Genomic DNA, 17,213 nt, shown 5'->3' with positions numbered 1-17,213 from the left:
GCTGACGCTGCCCATGGCATCTGTCCGATACCACGGATCGACCCCAAGCAGCATGGCAGCACGACCACCACCGCCCGGGAGGCCGCCACCCGGCAAGCCACGCAGCGCCGGCCCTCCCGGCGTCAGCCTGAACCGAGCGCTCTCAAAACTCGGCCTGTGCTCGCGCACGCAGGGCGAGGCGCTGATCGCGCAAGGCCGCGTGCGCGTCGGCGGCAAGGTGGTGCGCGATGCCGCGCTGCGCGTCGACATGAACCGCGACAGGATCGTCGTCGATGGCGTCGAGGTGGTTGCCGAGCGCAAGGTCTATCTGATGGTGAACAAGCCGCGTGGGCTGGTCACCACTCGCCACGACCCGCTCGAGCGCGACACCGTCTATGCCTGTCTCGAAGGGCTCGACCTGCCCTTCGTTTCGCCGGTCGGCCGGCTGGACAAGGCCAGCGAAGGCCTGCTGCTGATGACCAACGACACACGCTTCGCCAACCGGCTGATGGACCCGGCCTCGCATCTGCCCAAGACCTATCACGTGCAGGTCGCCACGGTGCCGGATGAAACGCTGCTGGACAAACTCCGCGCGGGCGCCACCATCGACGGCGAGGCCTTGGCGGCCAATTCGATCGAATTCCTGCGCAGCGGCGGTCGCACGGCCTGGCTGGAGATCGTGCTCGACGAAGGCAAGAACCGCCACATCCGCCGCCTGCTCGCCGCTCACGGCATCGAGGTCAAGCGCCTGATCCGCGTCGCCATCGGCCGCCTGCCCCTCGGCGACCTCGCCAAGGGCGCCGCGCGGCACCTCACGCCGGAGGAACTGGCGCTGCTGGCGCAGTGAGCGAAGCCCCAAGGCAGCGTTATCTTGCGTCTGGCTTTCGCGGACAAATGCCTCGAAAAAAAACGCCACCACCGATGATTTTCCCCCACCCGCTTTGTCCTGATCTACAGGCGCCGGAATGGTCCGCCGCCGGAAGAGCGAGGTGATCCATGGATCGTTGCAAGATCAAAATGTCGTCGTGGTCGGAGGCAGCCGGGGCGTCGGCCGCTCGATCGTGGAAGCTGCGCTGCGCGAGGGCGCGACCATGCTTGCCGCCGCTCTGGTCCGAACCGGAAGCCTGGTCATCGCAACCCGTCTCCTGACAGAAAGCTGTCAGGAGGCCTGCTTTATAGATTGGTCGAAAGCCCGGCCCGGGCTTCAGCGACCAAGGAACCTAAGCGATGAATTTCGTCTCAGTCCGCATCATCACATCGGATGTCCAGCGCCTCGTGCGCTTCTACGGTGAGGTCACCGGCATGCCGGTGACGGTCTATACCGAAGACTTCGCCGAACTGGCGACGCCGGCCTGCACGCTGGCGATCGGCAGCACGCGCACCTTGATGCTGTTCGGCGGCGACATCGCCCGCCCCGCCGACAACCACACGGCCATCCTCGAATTCCGCGTCGGCGACGTCGATGCCGAATTCGCCCGGCTGTCGGACCTCATCAAGAACACGACCGTGCAGCAGCCGACCACCATGCCCTGGGGAAACCGCTCGCTGCTGTTCCGCGACCCCGACGGCAATCTGGTGAATTTCTTCCAGCCCGTCACCGCCGAGGCGATCCGGAAGTTCGACAGATAGAGACGGTCGGGATTGGCTAGGGTTTGGGAATTGCCGAAGCCTCCCCGCGTTCGTCATCCCAGGGCGGAGCAGCCGCGAAAGCGGCGTCGCGGAGACCCTGGGATCCATGCCGCGATGCTGGCCGTGGAGTGCAGCGGAGCAGATTCCGCACCGTGGCCGCGCTCGGAGGTCGCGGCATGGATCCTCGGGTCTGCGCCGCGTCGCTACGCTCCTTGCTCCGCCCGTGGATGACGAAAAGACAGCGCTTCCGCGCCGAGCCGGTGCCCGCCCTACTTCCCGTTCCACTTGCGCACGACCGGCTCACCGAAATCATGCTCGTAGCCGAGCACGCTGATGCTGGCCGTGTCGAGCACGAACAGCGCCCCGCCTTCCGGCGGCAGGCCGAGCCAGCGGGCGGCCAGCACGCGCAGGAAGTGCGCGCTGGAAAAGATCAGTATGTCGGCATTGGCCTTGCGCAGGCGCTCGATGATCCTGTCGGCGCGGGTGCCGACATCGGCCGCCACCTCACCTTGCGGACAGCCGTCGCGAAACACTGTCCAGCCCGGCCGCTCGGCCAGGATCTCTTTCGTCGTGCGCCCTTCATAGGCGCCGTAGTCCCACTCCTGCAGATCGTCCATCTTGACGCTTGTCGCGCCAAAGCCGGCAAGCACGCTGGTGTTGTAGGCGCGCTGCGAGGGGCTCGACCAGACGGCTGAGAAAGGTAGGCCTTTCAACCGCTCCGCAACACCCCGCGCGGCCGCCTCGCCGGCCGGCGTCAGCGGCATGTCGGTGCGCCCGGTATGCTGCCCCGAAAGGCTCCATGCCGTCTCGCCATGCCGGACCAGATGGATTTGGGGGAACGCACTGCTCATGGGGTACCTTTCGATGTCGGCGGCACCTTAGAGGACGATGCGGCAAAGGGGAATCCGGGGTACTGGCGAAACCTCGCCTGGCCCTGATTCCCGCCGCATTGGCACAATGATTGAGCGTGCGGCATAACTATCTCTGCTGGATAGTCATCAGGCACGACAGGCAACACCATCATGTACAAACATCTGCTCATCGCCACCGACGGTTCTGACCTGGCCGGCAAGGGTGTCGCCCAGGGCCTCACACTGGCCAAGGGCATCGGCGCCGCCGTCACCTTCGTTACCGTCTCGGAACAATTCCCGATCTTCGCCTGGGGCGGCGCCATGGCCGGCTATGCCGCCGGCGACGAACTGGTCACCTATCAGGAGGAAGCGCGCCGCTATGGCAAGGAAGTGCTCGACAAGTGCAAGGCATCCGCCGACGCCGCCGGCGTGTCCGCCACGCTGGTCCATGTCGAGGACAAAAGGCCGGCCGAAGCGATCCTGGAACTGTCGCGGGGGCAAGGCTGCGACCTGATTGTCATGGCCTCGCACGGCCGCCGTGGCCTCGGCAGGCTGCTTCTGGGCAGCCAGACGGCGGAAGTGCTGTCCTACACCGAGATCCCGGTGCTGGTGGTGCGGTAGCGGCCGCAACCCGATATTTTCAAGCTGGCGCCATCGGTCAGCGCGGTTTCACCGGTGCGGCTTCATTCGTCAGGGCATATTCAACCCGTGGCGGATGCCCGAAGAGCTGTTTGTAGGCGCGGCTGAAGGCGGCTTCGGACTCGTAGCCGATGCGCAAGCCGATCTCACCCACGCGTGCGTCTCGCCTGGCCAGCAGATCGCGAGCCAGGCCCAGCCGCCATTCATTCTGGTAGCGCAGCGGCGAGCGCCCGACGAGCGCGGCGAAACGCTCGCAGAAGCTGGAACGGGACATGCCGGCCTTGTCGGCCAGTTCATTGATGCTCCACCGCTGCAGCGGCCTTTCGTGAATGGCTTTCAGGGAACGGGCGATGCGTGCATCCGAAAGCCCGCCGAGCCAGCCCGTGGCGCGTCCTTCGTGGACCCAACTGCGCAACGTGCGGATGACCATGAGATCGATGATGCGGGAAATCATCAAAGCCGCCCCGGGCTGGGCGTCGCTGGTTTCGACCATCAGGAAAGGCAGCATTCCATCGACCCACCCTGCCCCCTGGGCACGCTCGATATGGATGCATCGCGGCAAGGCGAAGATCATTCCCCGCAGGCTGTCAGGATCGAACCAGAAGCGGCAGGCGACGATCGCCACCTGCGGATGCGACGCCACCAGCCGCAACGCGCCGGGACCACGAGGCAGGAGCACGAGGTCGCCGGCCTCCATGACGACAGGGGCCTGATCCCCACTCTCCATGCGCAGCGCGCCGACGGTCACCACGACGATATGGGCTTGGCCCTCGTCGAGATCGAGTTGCTCCGCCTGTGCCAGCGTGCGTGAAAAAACCTCGTCGCCGGTAAGCCTGATCTGCGCCAGCACATGCGAGAGAAGGTCCCCGGAGACACCGGCACGCGGCCCTCCATCCGGAAGAATGGTCAAATTTTCAGGCGATTCCATCATGGATGCGACCGGCCGGCTCCCCTACATTCCTCACGACGATAGCGCATTTTCGTGCTGATTATGCGCCGTTTTTTCCTTGGATCAAAACCATTCCCGCAGCCAAGGCTGCGAGAACGGGCTGTTCCAATCATCCAACCCGGCGGGGCGTGATTCCAAATCGATCAAGCGGATCAATCACCGTCCAACAACAAGACAGGAAATTCCAATGAGCACTCAAACCATCCAGGCGCCCGGCGCCGCATCGCAGTGGCTGAAATCCTATTATTTCCTCCGGGCCGGCTTTTCGGTCGCCTGGGTGGCGGCGGCCTTCACCCTTGGCAAAAGCGTGCCGCCGGTCGCGGCGCTACTCCTGGTCGCCTATCCCTTGTGGGACGCTGTCGCCAATATTCTGGACGCGCAGCGCAGCGGCGGCCTGAAAGCCAATCCCAGCCAGGCGCTCAACGCGGTGGTCAGCACGATCACTGCCATTGCCGTCGTCATCGCACTCGGACAGGGCCCGCACGCGGTTCTGGCGGTGTTCGGTGCGTGGGCGGTTCTCGCCGGCCTGTTCCAGCTTGCGACCGGCGTGCGCCGTTGGCGGGCAGGCGCGCAATGGGCGATGGTGCTGAGCGGTGCGCAGTCAGCGCTGGCCGGTGGCTTCTTCATCAAACAGGCAATCGGCACCGCGACGCCTGGCATCACCGACATCGCGCCCTATGCCGCGTTCGGCGCCTTCTATTTCCTCGTCTCGGCCGTATGGCTGGCCGTCACGCAGGCACGCAAGCCCACGTAAAGGCCTGGGACTGGTTGCCGCGGCGGCCTTCGCTCAAACCACTTCCAGCACCTTGCCCGTGTCGTGCTGGCGCACGAAATCGACGCGGCCGCCGTCCCAGTGGTAGCTGTAGTGGCGGCCCTGAACCGGGACACCGATGGCGTCGGGCCAGAAGATGCCGATGCACTCCCCATCGGGCATGCGCACGCTGTTCCACACCAGCCCGTCGCTGCCGGCGGCCCGCAGCGCCCGCCCTTCCGCCTGCGACGCCGTGTAGTCGTCGGGATCGAGCACGCCGGGCACGGCGTTGACGTCGTCGAGGTCGCGATCGACGCTGCCGATCAGCACGCGGAAATCGGCCGTCCAGCCGGGCGCCTCGTTGGTGGCGCGCATGAATTTCTGGTGATGGTGGATGGTTTCGGCCAGCGCCACGTCCTCGCTGTCGCCGGCATAGTAGATGCCGTAGCTGCCGTCCGAAAACCGGCCGGGCCGAAGGACGGAACAATGCACGAAAGGCGCCATGACGAAACTGGCCCCGGGACCGGAAACCCGCCTTGCGGCCGGCACCTTGCCGAGATCGCCAAGCTCCAGCCGGATGCGCGGGTTGGTCTTCTCCTCGACGGCGGCGAGCGCCTCCCAGTCGCGCGGATCGGCGATGTCTTCGAAGAGATCGATCGGCGGATGGATGGAGCGGATGATGCGATAGGTCTGGGGCCAGTGGACGCGGCGCCGGACCGCGAGCCCACTCACCATGCACCACGCTCCGCGTCGAGCCATTCGCGCATCGCCGCGAGATCGGAAATGTCGCCGCGCAGCATCACGTCGAGCGCCGACTGCCCGCCGAAGGTGGCATTGGGCTTGCGTATCCAGGCATAGCCGCGCGCCGGCTCGGTGAAGAGGTAGCGCAGCCCCTTGTGGATGCCCATCAGATGCGCCATGCGGGTGCGCAGGTCGCGGTCGATCCGGCCGATGCCGCCCTCCTTCCACCGCGCCCAGGTGCGCGCCGAAATGCCGCCAAGCAGGACGCAGGCCTCGAAGTCGGTGAGGTTCCAGGCCTTGAACAGGTTGACCGTGGTGCGCGCCAAAGCGCCTGCCTCTTCATCCGAAATGGCTGAGCCGACCGTGGCCGGTGTGGCGGTGATGGCTTGAAGCTGCATGTTTAGACCTCGCTAATTGGCAGATATATAGCATGTATATGCCAATTGGCAAGGCGGGGAGCCATTGCCAGTGAAGACCGCACTGATGGCGATTAGATGGTCCGAACAATGTTGCATCAACAATTACGGTCGAATTTCCCGGTAGTTGGATTCCAACTAAGGTCGCGCGTGCCCCTAAACGGTCCTTGGCGCGGTTCCGCGACCCGTGACAAACCGCAAGATCGGTCGAGCGCGTCATGTCCGCATACGCTTTAGCTGGTGCTGCCACGGAGAACGGAATGATGAAGGCGGCGCTTCAAAACTACCATGCCCGGATGCAGAGAGTGTTGGATCATATCGACCAGCATTTGAACGGCAATCTGGACCTGGATGCTTTGAGCGGCATCGCGGCATTTTCCAAATACCATTTCCACCGGCAGTTTACGGCGACCTTCGGGCTGTCCGTTCATCGCTATGTCCAGCTTGCCCGCATGAAGCGCGCTTCATACCGGCTGGCCTTCAGGGATGCCGAAAGCGTCACTGACATAGCGATGGATGCCGGTTACGATGCACCGGACGCCTTCGCCCGCGCCTTTCGGCAACGGTTCGGGCAGTCTCCTTCATCGTTCCGGAAGTCGCCCGACTGGGCACCGTGGCTTGCGGCCTTCGGGCCTATGGACAATGCAAGGAGCAAGCTCATGCACATTACCTATGACCACGACGACGTGACGATCCGCGATGTGCCCCCGACGCCGGTGGCGATCATGGAACATCGAGGCGACCGGGCGACACTCGGCGACACCATCCAGCGGTTCATCGCCTGGCGCAAGGCCGCCGGCCTGTCACCGGAGACGAGCCCGACCTTCAACGTCTTCCGTTCCGAGAGGATTCCCGCCAACCCAGCCGATTACAGCATGGACCTGTGTGTCGGGACTGACCTGCCGATCGACGATGATAAGCAGATGAAGGCTGGCGTGATCCCCGGCGGACGCTGCGCCGTGTTGCGCGTCGTCCACAATACCAACAATTTGGAGCCAGCCGCGCTCTACCTTTATCGCGACTGGCTTCCTGCCAGCGGCGAGGAAGCGCGTGACTTCCCGATCTATTGCCAACGGCACTTTTCGATGTTCCCGAATGTGCCGGTGCCTGATGTGATCTGCGAATTGTTTCTGCCGCTGAAATAGAGCCTTTCAACGGGACCTGTCGCTTCTGACGGGCCCGAGTTGCGCCGGCCCGAAAGTCCTGCACTACTCCGCCGCTTCGTATCCCGCGATGCCCTTGATCTCGAGGAAATCCTCCAGCCCGTATTCGGCGTATTCGCGGCCGTTGCCCGACTGCTTGTAGCCGCCGAAGGGCAGGCCGGCGTCCCATTGGGGATAGTTGATGTAGACATTGCCCGAGCGCATGCGGGCCGCGACCTCGCGCGCCTTCTGTAGGTCCTTGGCCTGGATGTAGGAGGCAAGGCCGTAGACGGTGTCGTTGGCCTGCTCGACAGCCTGCTCGACCGTGTCGTAGGGCAGGATCGCCAACACCGGCCCGAAAACCTCCTCGCGCGCGATGCGCATGTCGTGGGTGACGTCGGCGAACACGGTCGGCCTGACATAGTAGCCGCGATTGAGTTCGGCAGGGCGGCCGGGGCCGCCGGCGACCAGCGTGGCACCCTCGTCGATGCCGCTCTGGATCAGGTCCTGGATCTTGTCGAACTGGACCTGGCTGACGACGGGGCCGAGCTTGGTGTTGGCGCCGTCGGCTGGACCGACCGTGAACTTTTCCGCCGCCGTCCTGGCATATCCCGCGGCCTCGTCGTGGCGGTCGCGCGGCACGAACATGCGCGTCGGCGCGTTGCAGGACTGGCCGCTGTTGCTGAAGCAGCCGGCGACGCCCTTGCTGACGGCGGTGGCGAGGTCGACATCCGGGAACAGGATGTTGGCCGACTTGCCGCCAAGCTCCTGATGCACGCGCTTGACGGTGTCGGCGGCGGCCTTGGCCACCAATATGCCGGCTCGCGTCGAACCGGTGAACGACATCATGTCGATGTCGGGATGGCTGGACAGCGCCTGGCCGACGCCAGGGCCGTCGCCATTGACGAGGTTGAACACGCCCTTCGGCACACCGGCCTCGTCGATGATCTCGGCGAAGATGATGGCATCGAGCGGCGCGATTTCCGACGGCTTCAGCACCATGGTGCAGCCGGCGGCGAGTGCCGGACCGACCTTGCAGGTGATCTGGTTCAGCGGCCAGTTCCAGGGCGTGATCAGGCCGACGACGCCGATCGGCTCCTTGACCACGAGATGGTTGCCCTTGACGTGGCGGAACTGGAAATTCTTCAGCGTCTCGGCCATTTTGGCCAGATGCGCCAGGCCGATGCCGACCTGGCTGTCGAGCGCCATCTGGCGCGGCGCGCCCATCTCGCGCGACACGGCGACCGCCAGGTCCTTGCTGCGCTTCTTGTAGACCTCGATGACGCGGTTGAGGATGTCGAGGCGCTCCTCGACCGAGGTGAAGCCATATGTGTTGAAGGCGCGCTTGGCGGCGGCTACCGCCTTATCGACATCGGCCCTGGAGCCGAGCGAAATCCGCGCGAAAGCATCCTCGTTCGATGGATCGATAACGTCGAGCGTGTTGGGCACGACAGGATCGACCCACGCGCCATCGATGTAGAACTGCAGATCGTGTGACATGGTCTCTCCTTGGGGTGCCGCATGGCCGGTCAGGCCGTGATATCTGGCTAGAAATAACGATGCGCGAACGGCGCTGTCAAACGCAATCCCCGAACCGGTTGAGCCAGCGCGGCAGTGGTTGAGCCAGACGGCTGGACCAGCGAAGGGCGGACTATAGCAGCGTATGCCCGGCTTCGCCCAGCAGCCGTGTTGCCGCCGGCCGGTCCTTGTCCTTCACCAGCAGGTGGTCGCCATCGAAGGTCGATACCAGGAAGATGCCCAGCCCGTTTTCCGACAGCGGCCTGATGACGGACAGCACGATGCCGGTTTCGTCGAACGCGAACGGCCCCTGCAATTTGAAGGCGACCCAGTCGCGGTCATGCTTGACGGCATCGGGCACGCGATCCTGAAGGCAGGTGATCGAGAGCTCGTCGTCGGTCCTGGTGATGCTGACGAAACCTGGTCCGTCCGCCCAGCCAGGAATACCGTCAGCGGCTTGAAGCCGCGAAATCGCGTAGAGCCCGGACAGTTGCTTCAGCGTTATCCTCGCAGCCATCGTCGCGCTCTGATCGTCATGTCAACCTCTTGCTCATATAGACCGTCACCCCATTCATGAACGGCCCTTCCCGGTCGACCGTATAGCCGTGCCGCTTGTAGAGCGACACGTTGGCTTCGAAGGCGCCGTTGGTCAACAGGCGAAGCTCGTTGCGGCCCGCCTCGCGCGCCTTGATTTCCGCACGCTCCAGCAGGAGGCGGCCGATACCCCTGCCCTGCGCTTCCGGCGCGACGCAGACGTTCTCGATCCACAGGTGATCGTCGGCCAGCGTGGTCTCGATCATGCCGACGATGCGGCCGTCCTCGACGGCGAGGTCGAACGGATGCTCGGCGACGGCCTTTTCGTAGTCGGCGCGCATCGGCAGCGGCTCGCGGCCGATCACCGGCACCCATTTGGCATAGGCGGCACGCACAATGTCGCGGATGGCGGCGGCATCGGCGGGTTCGGCCGGCCGAAACCGGATGGCAGACTCGATGATCATGACAGTGCTCCAGGCATGAAAAACCCCGCCGGCTGTTGTCGCGGGCGGGGCTGGAAACGAGCGAAGCGGATTTATCCTGCCGGCCTTTGTCGTCGCGCAATCAGCGTGCCGCTCCACGCTGGGCGGAAGCGGCGTCGCTTGGCGATGACGGGCGCGGGAACGAACATCGCGGCAAGCTGGAGCAGCAACGGTCCCGCGTCAAGACACCGCCTCGGCCTGTCATTGGGCCAAACCGTCGGCAACGCCTTGGCCTGATACGGCTGGGACCCTCAGCGATCGATCCTCGCCGCCTGTTGCGGGGAGTATCGTTCTCCCTGGACGGCAATCGCCGAGACCGCGTTCTCGATATCGCGAAGATCGTCCGCGGTCAGGGCAACGGCGAGAGATCCGATGTTTTCCTCAAGGCGGTTTAGCTTGGTCGTGCCTGGGATGGGAACGATCCAGGGCTTGCGCGCCAGCAGCCAGGCAAGCGCGACCTGTGCCGATGTCGCGTTCTTGTCAGCCGCGATCGCGACGATGGCGTCGACCAGTGCCTGGTTTGCCTGGCGGGCTTCCTCCGTGAACCGCGGAACGCTGTTGCGGAAATCGTTGGCATCGAATGTCGTCCCGGCGTTGATGGCGCCGGTGAGGAAACCCTTGCCCAGCGGACTGAAAGGCACAAAGCCGATTCCCAGTTCCTCGAGGACCGGCAGGATCGCCTCCTCGGGTTCACGCCACCAGAGTGAATATTCGCTCTGAAGCGCGGCGACCGGCTGCACCGCATGAGCGCGGCGGATGGTGCGCACGCCCGCTTCCGAGAGGCCGAAATGCTTCACCTTGCCTTGGCTGATCAAGTCCTTCACCACGCCAGCCACCTCTTCGATCGGCACGACCGGATCGACACGATGCTGGTAGAGAAGATCGATGTAGTCCGTCCTCAGCCGCTTGAGAGAGGCCTCGACGACGTCGCGAATATGCTGCGGCCGGCTGTCCATGCCCTGGTGTCCGGCCGCACCGGCGATGTCGATGCCGAATTTGGTGGCGATCACCACCTGGTCGCGGATTGGCTGCAACGCCTCGCCGACGACCTCTTCGTTCCTGAACGGTCCGTAGACCTCCGCCGTGTCGAAGAAGGTGACCCCGCGCTCGAATGCCGCCCGGATCAGACGGACTGCATCCGGCGTCTCCATCGGCTGCCCATATGACTGGCTCATGCCCATGCAGCCAAGGCCGATGGCCGAGACTTCGAGGCCGCTGTTTCCAAGTGCGCGCTTTTGCATCGTCACTGTCCCTTCTTCTCGGCGTCGGCCTGTTCGAAGACCTTGCGGGCGATGCCGATCGCGGTGCTTGCCGGCGGCCATCCAGCATAGAAGGCAAGATGCGTGATGGCCTCGATGAGCTCGTCATGGGTTACGCCATTCTCGAGCGCCCGCTTCATGTGGAACGGCATCTCGTTGATCCGGTATCCCGAGACCAGGCTGGCGACGGTGACGAGGCTGCGGTCGCGCGGCGAGAGGCCGGGGCGTTTCCAGACGTCGCCGAAAAGCACCTCGTCGGTATAGGTGCCGAGTGCTGGAGCGATGTCGGAAAACGGGCTTTTGGGAGGCGCTGGGGCATGGGTCATGAGGATCTCCTTCTTGTGTCGTCGGTGGGCGAGGCCTGGTGGTCAAATCCCGTATTGTTCGTCGGTGACATGCTCCATCCAGTCGACGACCTTGCCGTCGAGCGCTTCGGCAATGGCGATATGGCTCATCGCCGTTGTCGGCGACGCCCCATGCCAATGCTTTTCGCCCGGCGCGAACCAGATGATGTCGCCGGGACGGATCTGTTGGATCGGGCCGCCTTCGCATTGCACCAGACCGGCGCCCGACAGAACGATAAGCGTCTGGCCGAGCGGGTGCGTGTGCCAGGCCGTGCGCGCGCCGGGCTCGAAGGTCACGGTGGCCCCGCCGACGCGCGCGGGGTCGCTGCCCTTGAAGGGTGCATCGATGCGCACCGCCCCGGTGAAATATTCGGCGGGCCCCTTCGCCGAGGGCTGCGAGCCGCTTCGTGTGATCTCCACGTTTTCCGTCCTTTCGTGATGCCTGGAGGACATTGCCGCCAGGCCAGGAGCGCCGGCTTGTCCGGCCGATTGCAATCTATTTAGGGGCTGCGAGGTCATGAGTAGCTGCTATATCCGGCATGTACTTATGAGAGAAATTCATCAATGCCACGCGACAATCTGAATGAGTTGACCGCCTTCCTCGCCGTCGCGCGCGAGAAGAGCTTCACCAGGGCGGCGGCCAAGCTTGGCGTATCCCAATCGGCGCTCAGCCATGCCTTGCGCACGTTGGAAGAGCGGCTGGGCGTCCGGCTTTTGACCCGCACCACGCGCAGTGTCTCGCCGACCGAAGCCGGCGAACGCCTGGCCCGCACCGTCGGACCGAGGCTCGACGAGATCGAAAGTGAGCTCGCCGCCTTGAGCGCATTGCGAGAAAAGCCCGCGGGGACCATCCGCATCACCGCCGGCGAACATTCGGCCGACACGGTCCTATGGCCGGCCATTGCCCGGCTGTTGCCGCAATATCCCGACATCCGGATCGAGATCGTCGTCGACTACGGCCTGACCGACATCGTCGCCGGGCGTTACGACGCCGGTGTACGGCTGGGCGAACAGGTGGCGCGAGACATGATCGCGGTGCGCATCGGGCCGGACATGCGCATGGCGGTGGTCGGATCTCCGGCCTATTTCGCAAGCCGGCCGAAGCCGCGCACGCCGCAGGACCTGACCGATCACAATTGCATCAACCTGCGCCTGCCGACCCATGGCGGGCTCTATGCCTGGGAATTCGAGAAGGCCGGACGCGAGCTGAAGGTGCGCGTCGACGGCCAGTTGATCTTCAACACGGCGGGGCTGCGCATGAATGCCGTGTTGGCCGGCGTCGGCCTCGCCTATCTCCCGGAGGATCAAGTGACGGCGCATCTCGCCGATGGCCGTTTGTTGCGGCTCATGGCCGACTGGTGCCCGCCGTTTCCCGGCTACCACCTCTACTATCCCAGCCGCCGCCAGGCGACGCCCGCCTTTACGCTGCTGGTCGATGCGCTGCGTTATCGCGGCTAGCTTACGGGTCCAGGAACCAATTCAGCCGGACAGCGTTCACGGTGGTTAAATGGAACCTTGCGCATGACGGACCTGTCGAACAGTTCGACACTCGATCTATCCCATCAAATCCTCGATAATCTTCCTGTCGCCATCTACACGACCGATAGCGAAGGCAGGATCACCTATTTCAACCGGGCCGCGGCCGATTTTGCCGGGCGCGAGCCCGAGCTCGGAAAAGACCAGTGGTGCGTAACGCACAAGCTGTTCACGACCGACGGGCAGGTGTTGCCGCACGACCAATGCCCGATGGCCGTTGCGTTGCGGGAGAACCGGCCGGTCAGAAACCAGTCGGCCATCTCGCAGCGTCCCGACGGCACGCGCGTGCCCTTCCTTCCCTATCCCACGCCGCTCCATGACGACCAAGGCAGGCTGGTCGGGGCCGTCAACATGCTGTTCGACCTCACCGACCGGCATCTTGCCGACGAGGCCAGGCATCATCTGTCGGCCATCGTGGAATCCTCCTTCGATGCAATCGTCAGCAAGGATTTGAACGGCGTCATCAAGAGCTGGAACTCAGGCGCCCAGCGCCTGTTCGGCTACACCGCCGACGAAGCGGTCGGCAGGTCCGTGACGATGCTGATACCCGATGACCACCTGGACGAGGAGCCGCGCATATTGGAGCGCATCCGCAAAGGCGAGCGGGTCGAGACCTACGAGACCATCCGCCGCCGCAAGGACGGCAGCCTAGTGCCCGTATCCCTGACGATCTCGCCCGTACGCAATGCCGTCGGCCGGATCATCGGCGCCTCCAAGATCGCCCGCGACATCTCGATAGCCAAGGAGAGCGAATATCGCATCCGCATGCTGATGCGCGAGGTCAACCATCGGGTCAAGAACCAGTATTCCGTCATCATCTCTATGATCCGCGAGACCAGCAAGAGGTCCTCGACACCGGCGGAGTTCGAACGCCAGGTGCGCGAGCGCATCATGGCGCTGTCGCTCTCGCACGACCTGCTGGTGTCCGGCGACTGGCGAGGCGCGACGATTTTCGAGCTGCTCCTGGCACAAGCCAAACCGTTCGGCAACGAGGAACGGATTTCCATGGCTGGCCCTTCCCTGACGCTGAACCCCAATGCCGTCCAGTATCTCGGCATCGCCTTTCATGAACTGGCGACCAACTCCGCCAAATATGGCGTGCTTTCGGCCGCCGAGGGAACGATATCGGTGCAATGGAAGGTGAGCCAGGCAGGCGCCCTGAAACGGTTCCAGCTGATCTGGAAAGAGCGCGATGGTCCTCAGGTGCAGAACATCGGCCATGGCGGTTTCGGCACCGTCGTGCTCCAGCGCGTCGCTCCAGCAGCTGTAAGTGGCACCGGCGTTCTCGAATATGACAGCCACGGCGTCACCTGGACCCTTGAAGCCCCCTTGTCGCAGCTCGAAGCCTCGGTCGACAGCGAGCACGTCGACCCACAGGCGATCGACGAGGTGATCGGCGGACCGGAATTCGAAGTCCTTCCCTGATGCCGCACTCGCATTCCGGCATCGCCGCTCTATGTCTTCCCCGAACAAGCATTTCTCGCCGTCCGGAACAGTCGTGGAAGACATGCGGTTGGCAAAGCACCGGAGCATGCTATGACCGATGAAGATCTTGCCAATAGCTATCGTGGTTACATCGCCTGCCTCAACGCCCAGGACTGGCGGAGCCTAGACCGCTTCGTACACCAGGAGGTGCACTACAATGGCGACCGGGTCGGCCTGTCGGGTTACCACGACATGCTGGAGCGGGATTTTCGCGAAATTCCCGATCTCTATTTCGACATCCAGCTGCTGATCGCCGATACGCCTTTCATAGCGAGCCGCCTTCAATTCAACTGCACGCCGAAGGAAACTTTTCTCGGCCTGCCGGTCAACGGCAGGAAAGTGTCCTTCAGCGAGAACGTCTTCTACGAGTTTCTCGACGGCAGGATCAGGCACGTCTGGTCGGTGATCGACAAGGCGGCGATCGAAGCGCAGCTGTAGGCCGGCCCTTCACCGCTCGTCTGCTTTTCGAAGCGCGCCTAAGACCGTTCATAAAAATCGATCATTCTAACGAAAATAATTCGTTGGAAAGATTAGTCTTGGAATGACATTTCTCCGGCAGGCCTGCACGGAGAATTGCATTGTCGTCCCTGACTCCCATCGCAAACGGTATTCCGAAAGGCCTGATTTCCGCCGATCTGGCCCAAGGTCGCAAGCGCCTCGATTCCCTGGGAAACGGCATCATTCCCGGCATCGTGCTGGTGGCGATGATCACGGCCGTCGCCTTCTCGGCCCGCAATGTCTCCGGTTTTGCCCTGTTCAGCCCGATGATCCTGGCCGTCGTCGCCGGGATGGTCTATTCCAACGTGCTCGGCACACCGGTGCACGCCAAGGCGGGCATCGCTTTTTCGCAAAAGCGCCTGCTGCGCTTCGCCATCGTGCTGCTCGGCTTCCAGCTGACGCTTGGCCAGGTCGTCTCGATCGGCGCCGGCGGCGTCGGCATCGTCGCGCTGACCCTTGGCGCCACCTTCGTCTTCACCATCACGCTCGGTCGGCTGATCGGCGTCGACGCCAAGCTCACCCAGTTGATTGCCGCCGGCACCTCGATCTGCGGTGCCTCGGCGATCGTCGCCACCAACATCGTCACCGATGCGCGCGACGAGGACGTCACCTATGCCGTCGCCTCGATCACCTTGTTCGGCACCATCGCCATGCTCGGCTTCCCGCTGCTGGCGCCGCTGCTCGGCCTCGACCAGCACGCCTTCGGACTGTGGGCCGGCGCCTCCATCCATGAGGTGGCGCAGGTCATCGGCGCCGGTTTCCAGAACGGCACCCAGTCCGGCGAGATCGCCACCGTCGCCAAGCTGACCCGCGTCGCCATGCTGGCGCCGATGGTCGTTGCGCTCGGCCTGATGGCACGCCGCAAAAGTGACGACCAGTCGGCTGCACGCCCGCCCATGCCATGGTTCGTCGCCGCCTTTGTCGCCGTCGTGGCAATGAACAGCCTGGTTGCGATACCAGCCGAAGTGAAGCAGGCGGTAGTGCTGGCCACCACCATCATGCTCACCATGGGGCTGGCCGCCATGGGCCTGCAGGCAGACATTTCGCAACTGCGCTCGCGCGGCCTGCGCCCGCTGGCGCTCGCCTTGTGCGCCTTCATGTTCATCGGCGGCTTCAGCCTGATGCTGGTGAAGGTCTCAGGCTAACTAATCCTGGAACGAGCTCGCCGCGACATAGATCGCCGCCAGCGCCTCGATGCCGGTCTGGTCGGCACTGTCGAAGCGGCCGGGCAGCGGGCTGTCGAGATCGAGCACGCCGAACACGCCCTCCTCGTCCTCAAGCAGCACGACCAGTTCGGAGCGCGAGGCTGCGTCACAGGCGATGTGGCCAGGGAAATCATGCACGTCCTTGATCAGCATCGACGTGCCGAGCTCGACCGCCGTTCCGCATACGCCCTGGCCGACGGCGATGCGCACGCAGGCCGGCTTGCCCTGAAAGGGCCCCAGCACCAACTCTTCGTCCGATGCCAGGAAATAGAAGCCGGCCCAGTTGAGGTCGGGGACCATCTGGAAGATCAGCGCCGCGGTGTTGGCGGCGTTGGCGATCGAATCGTGCTCGCCCTCGAGCAGCGCCTTCAATTGCTTGGCAAGGTCGCGGTAGAACGCGGCCTTGTCTGAGATATCGATGGCCTGGGCCGCGAACATGACTTGTCTCCAAACTGGGAATCGCGGTTCCGTTTCCGCAAACCCTGCACCAAACGACCACCGGACCATCCTAGGCAATTCCAGGAAAATGCGAAACGGTTTTCCGTTCGAAATTCTGTCCGTTGGCGCCTTGGCGCTATCTCCTTTCCCGGCGCAAGATTTGATTCCGGCGGGAGAAAAATTTCAAAAGTATTATTTCGAAGCGCGGTCTCCTGACGCCGACAAGGAGGCCAAATTATTCGAAAGATTGAATTTTTCCTTCCGGGCGCCTATTTATCGAGAAGTTCATTTTCACGATTTCACGCGCGAAGGAGATTTCTTCAATGGCCGACGGCAATCAGACGATCATGCAAAAAGCTGAAGCCCGCTTTGTCGACAAGCAGAAGAAAACCGCGGAGCGCAATAAGGCAACCGCCGAATACATGTCCGAGGCGAGGGCCAGGGAGATCAAGACGGCAAGGCTGAGGGAATTGCGCCTGGCCAAGGAAGAAGCCGATCGCGTGGCGGAAGCGCTGAACCCGGCGCCGAAAAAGAAGCGTGTGGCCAAGAAGGCATAGAGTAACTCCAAGGACGTGAGCGGTCTCCCGCTGGGCTTGCACCAAGTCGAGGAATGCGGCGGCTCCATGCAAGGATCCTGCCGACCAAGGGCAAGAGCGTCCAGCTCCACACCGCGGCGCGTTCCCTTTTACCTGCCTTTCGGCCTCGAAGATGCGAAACGTCGCGGCCGCGCGCGAAATAGCGGATGGTAGCGAGGAACCCTGATCTGGCCATTTTCCTCTTGATCGGTCCCCCGATCTGGCCTAGCCTTCAAGTTGAG

At 63.6% G+C, this 17,213-nt stretch carries 21 protein-coding genes; 10 read left to right on the top strand and 11 right to left on the bottom strand.

The genetic code is table 11. The features are described from left to right. Nucleotides 1-52 precede the first annotated feature (52 nt). Together FJ943_RS22505 and FJ943_RS22495 are read left to right on the top strand one after the other, a co-directional pair. Entirely contained in the window at nt 53-826 is a 774-nt protein-coding gene (locus FJ943_RS22505) for a pseudouridine synthase (protein WP_015316794.1), read from the top strand. Between the two features lie 380 nt (nt 827-1,206). Continuing rightward, the gene (locus tag FJ943_RS22495) at nt 1,207-1,608 is read left to right on the top strand and encodes a VOC family protein (protein ID WP_140724997.1); all 402 of its coding nucleotides are present in this window, start codon (nt 1,207-1,209) and stop codon (nt 1,606-1,608) included. 269 nt (nt 1,609-1,877) lie between these two features. Here FJ943_RS22495 and FJ943_RS22485 read toward each other — a convergent pair whose 3' ends face one another. Beyond that, nucleotides 1,878-2,459, bottom strand: a complete 582-nt coding sequence (locus tag FJ943_RS22485; RefSeq protein ID WP_140724992.1) for a histidine phosphatase family protein — start codon at nt 2,457-2,459, stop codon at nt 1,878-1,880. 171 nt (nt 2,460-2,630) lie between these two features. Here FJ943_RS22485 and FJ943_RS22480 point away from each other — a divergent pair, with 171 nt between their 5' ends. Further along, nucleotides 2,631-3,080 carry a universal stress protein gene (locus FJ943_RS22480; protein WP_140724989.1) on the top strand — a complete coding sequence of 150 codons (450 nt, stop codon included), beginning with the start codon at nt 2,631-2,633 and terminating at the stop codon, nt 3,078-3,080. 37 nt (nt 3,081-3,117) lie between these two features. Here the strand turns inward: FJ943_RS22480 and FJ943_RS22475 are convergent, their stop codons facing one another. Continuing rightward, entirely contained in the window at nt 3,118-4,029 is a 912-nt protein-coding gene (locus FJ943_RS22475) for an AraC family transcriptional regulator (RefSeq protein WP_140724986.1), read from the bottom strand. Between the two features lie 205 nt (nt 4,030-4,234). On the opposite strand from FJ943_RS22475, the gene FJ943_RS22470 reads away from it, so the two are divergent. Beyond that, nucleotides 4,235-4,801, top strand: a complete 567-nt coding sequence (locus tag FJ943_RS22470) for a DUF308 domain-containing protein (RefSeq protein ID WP_140724984.1) — start codon at nt 4,235-4,237, stop codon at nt 4,799-4,801. A gap of 33 nt (nt 4,802-4,834) precedes the next feature. Here the strand turns inward: FJ943_RS22470 and FJ943_RS22465 are convergent, their stop codons facing one another. Together FJ943_RS22465 and FJ943_RS22460 are read right to left on the bottom strand one after the other, a co-directional pair. Next, complete coding sequence (locus tag FJ943_RS22465) at nt 4,835-5,533, bottom strand: RES family NAD+ phosphorylase (RefSeq protein ID WP_140663555.1); 699 nt, start codon at nt 5,531-5,533, stop codon at nt 4,835-4,837. After that, nucleotides 5,527-5,937, bottom strand: a complete 411-nt coding sequence (locus FJ943_RS22460) for an MbcA/ParS/Xre antitoxin family protein (protein WP_015316785.1) — start codon at nt 5,935-5,937, stop codon at nt 5,527-5,529. The genes FJ943_RS22465 and FJ943_RS22460 overlap by 7 nt, the downstream gene beginning before the upstream one ends. A 281-nt stretch (nt 5,938-6,218) precedes the next feature. Between FJ943_RS22460 and FJ943_RS22455 the strand changes: the two genes are divergently transcribed. Continuing rightward, nucleotides 6,219-7,100: an AraC family transcriptional regulator gene (locus tag FJ943_RS22455; RefSeq protein ID WP_140725509.1), complete on the top strand. Its 882-nt coding sequence runs from the start codon at nt 6,219-6,221 to the stop codon at nt 7,098-7,100. 63 nt (nt 7,101-7,163) lie between these two features. On the opposite strand, the gene FJ943_RS22450 is transcribed toward FJ943_RS22455, so the two are convergent. The 6 genes from FJ943_RS22450 to FJ943_RS22425 all read right to left on the bottom strand — a co-directional run bounded on the left by FJ943_RS22450 (nt 7,164) and on the right by FJ943_RS22425 (nt 11,654). Further along, nucleotides 7,164-8,597 carry an aldehyde dehydrogenase family protein gene (locus FJ943_RS22450; RefSeq protein ID WP_140724981.1) on the bottom strand — a complete coding sequence of 478 codons (1,434 nt, stop codon included), beginning with the start codon at nt 8,595-8,597 and terminating at the stop codon, nt 7,164-7,166. A 151-nt stretch (nt 8,598-8,748) separates the two neighbouring features. Next, on the bottom strand, nt 8,749-9,132 hold the full coding sequence (locus FJ943_RS22445) for an ACT domain-containing protein (protein ID WP_015316782.1): 384 nt from the start codon (nt 9,130-9,132) through the stop codon (nt 8,749-8,751). A 16-nt stretch (nt 9,133-9,148) separates the two neighbouring features. Then, nucleotides 9,149-9,613, bottom strand: a complete 465-nt coding sequence (locus tag FJ943_RS22440) for a GNAT family N-acetyltransferase (protein WP_140724978.1) — start codon at nt 9,611-9,613, stop codon at nt 9,149-9,151. A gap of 269 nt (nt 9,614-9,882) precedes the next feature. Beyond that, entirely contained in the window at nt 9,883-10,872 is a 990-nt protein-coding gene (locus FJ943_RS22435) for an aldo/keto reductase (protein ID WP_140724975.1), read from the bottom strand. 2 nt (nt 10,873-10,874) lie between these two features. Continuing rightward, a complete protein-coding gene (locus tag FJ943_RS22430) occupies nt 10,875-11,216 on the bottom strand; it encodes a carboxymuconolactone decarboxylase family protein (RefSeq protein ID WP_140724972.1) in 342 nt (113 codons plus the stop codon). 42 nt (nt 11,217-11,258) lie between these two features. Beyond that, nucleotides 11,259-11,654 carry a cupin domain-containing protein gene (locus FJ943_RS22425; RefSeq protein WP_140617883.1) on the bottom strand — a complete coding sequence of 132 codons (396 nt, stop codon included), beginning with the start codon at nt 11,652-11,654 and terminating at the stop codon, nt 11,259-11,261. A 144-nt stretch (nt 11,655-11,798) separates the two neighbouring features. On the opposite strand from FJ943_RS22425, the gene FJ943_RS22420 reads away from it, so the two are divergent. The 4 genes from FJ943_RS22420 to FJ943_RS22405 all read left to right on the top strand — a co-directional run bounded on the left by FJ943_RS22420 (nt 11,799) and on the right by FJ943_RS22405 (nt 15,898). Then, nucleotides 11,799-12,692, top strand: coding sequence for a LysR family transcriptional regulator (locus FJ943_RS22420; protein WP_140724969.1), 894 nt, complete (start codon nt 11,799-11,801; stop codon nt 12,690-12,692). 63 nt (nt 12,693-12,755) lie between these two features. Then, on the top strand, nt 12,756-14,195 hold the full coding sequence (locus FJ943_RS22415) for a PAS domain S-box protein (protein WP_140724967.1): 1,440 nt from the start codon (nt 12,756-12,758) through the stop codon (nt 14,193-14,195). Between the two features lie 111 nt (nt 14,196-14,306). Then, complete coding sequence (locus FJ943_RS22410; RefSeq protein ID WP_140724965.1) at nt 14,307-14,693, top strand: ester cyclase; 387 nt, start codon at nt 14,307-14,309, stop codon at nt 14,691-14,693. Between the two features lie 140 nt (nt 14,694-14,833). Beyond that, the gene (locus tag FJ943_RS22405) at nt 14,834-15,898 is read left to right on the top strand and encodes a YeiH family protein (protein WP_140724962.1); all 1,065 of its coding nucleotides are present in this window, start codon (nt 14,834-14,836) and stop codon (nt 15,896-15,898) included. Here the strand turns inward: FJ943_RS22405 and FJ943_RS22400 are convergent, their stop codons facing one another. After that, on the bottom strand, nt 15,899-16,396 hold the full coding sequence (locus tag FJ943_RS22400) for a GAF domain-containing protein (protein ID WP_140724959.1): 498 nt from the start codon (nt 16,394-16,396) through the stop codon (nt 15,899-15,901). It abuts the gene before it with no gap. Between the two features lie 323 nt (nt 16,397-16,719). Between FJ943_RS22400 and FJ943_RS22390 the strand changes: the two genes are divergently transcribed. Continuing rightward, on the top strand, nt 16,720-16,953 hold the full coding sequence (locus FJ943_RS22390; RefSeq protein WP_015316770.1) for a hypothetical protein: 234 nt from the start codon (nt 16,720-16,722) through the stop codon (nt 16,951-16,953). The last annotated feature ends 260 nt before the right edge of the window (nt 16,954-17,213 follow it).

This window comes from Mesorhizobium sp. B2-3-10 (assembly GCF_006442275.1).
Classification (GTDB): Bacteria; Pseudomonadota; Alphaproteobacteria; order Rhizobiales; family Rhizobiaceae; genus Mesorhizobium; species Mesorhizobium australicum.
Note: the sequence above shows the minus strand (reverse complement) of the source record. Positions and strands in the feature narration are given on the sequence as shown.

What these genes read in the sequence shown, in the direction of transcription:
- FJ943_RS22505 (WP_015316794.1), top strand. Translation starts at nt 53, where the DNA reads ATGGCAGCACGACCACCACCGCCCGGGAGGCCGCCACCCGGCAAGCCA.
- FJ943_RS22495 (WP_140724997.1), top strand. Translation starts at nt 1,207, where the DNA reads ATGAATTTCGTCTCAGTCCGCATCATCACATCGGATGTCCAGCGCCTC.
- FJ943_RS22485 (WP_140724992.1), bottom strand. Translation starts at nt 2,459, where the DNA reads ATGAGCAGTGCGTTCCCCCAAATCCATCTGGTCCGGCATGGCGAGACG.
- FJ943_RS22480 (WP_140724989.1), top strand. Translation starts at nt 2,631, where the DNA reads ATGTACAAACATCTGCTCATCGCCACCGACGGTTCTGACCTGGCCGGC.
- FJ943_RS22475 (WP_140724986.1), bottom strand. Translation starts at nt 4,029, where the DNA reads ATGATGGAATCGCCTGAAAATTTGACCATTCTTCCGGATGGAGGGCCG.
- FJ943_RS22470 (WP_140724984.1), top strand. Translation starts at nt 4,235, where the DNA reads ATGAGCACTCAAACCATCCAGGCGCCCGGCGCCGCATCGCAGTGGCTG.
- FJ943_RS22465 (WP_140663555.1), bottom strand. Translation starts at nt 5,533, where the DNA reads ATGGTGAGTGGGCTCGCGGTCCGGCGCCGCGTCCACTGGCCCCAGACC.
- FJ943_RS22460 (WP_015316785.1), bottom strand. Translation starts at nt 5,937, where the DNA reads ATGCAGCTTCAAGCCATCACCGCCACACCGGCCACGGTCGGCTCAGCC.
- FJ943_RS22455 (WP_140725509.1), top strand. Translation starts at nt 6,219, where the DNA reads ATGAAGGCGGCGCTTCAAAACTACCATGCCCGGATGCAGAGAGTGTTG.
- FJ943_RS22450 (WP_140724981.1), bottom strand. Translation starts at nt 8,597, where the DNA reads ATGTCACACGATCTGCAGTTCTACATCGATGGCGCGTGGGTCGATCCT.
- FJ943_RS22445 (WP_015316782.1), bottom strand. Translation starts at nt 9,132, where the DNA reads ATGGCTGCGAGGATAACGCTGAAGCAACTGTCCGGGCTCTACGCGATT.
- FJ943_RS22440 (WP_140724978.1), bottom strand. Translation starts at nt 9,613, where the DNA reads ATGATCATCGAGTCTGCCATCCGGTTTCGGCCGGCCGAACCCGCCGAT.
- FJ943_RS22435 (WP_140724975.1), bottom strand. Translation starts at nt 10,872, where the DNA reads ATGCAAAAGCGCGCACTTGGAAACAGCGGCCTCGAAGTCTCGGCCATC.
- FJ943_RS22430 (WP_140724972.1), bottom strand. Translation starts at nt 11,216, where the DNA reads ATGACCCATGCCCCAGCGCCTCCCAAAAGCCCGTTTTCCGACATCGCT.
- FJ943_RS22420 (WP_140724969.1), top strand. Translation starts at nt 11,799, where the DNA reads ATGCCACGCGACAATCTGAATGAGTTGACCGCCTTCCTCGCCGTCGCG.
- FJ943_RS22415 (WP_140724967.1), top strand. Translation starts at nt 12,756, where the DNA reads ATGACGGACCTGTCGAACAGTTCGACACTCGATCTATCCCATCAAATC.
- FJ943_RS22410 (WP_140724965.1), top strand. Translation starts at nt 14,307, where the DNA reads ATGACCGATGAAGATCTTGCCAATAGCTATCGTGGTTACATCGCCTGC.
- FJ943_RS22400 (WP_140724959.1), bottom strand. Translation starts at nt 16,396, where the DNA reads ATGTTCGCGGCCCAGGCCATCGATATCTCAGACAAGGCCGCGTTCTAC.
- FJ943_RS22390 (WP_015316770.1), top strand. Translation starts at nt 16,720, where the DNA reads ATGGCCGACGGCAATCAGACGATCATGCAAAAAGCTGAAGCCCGCTTT.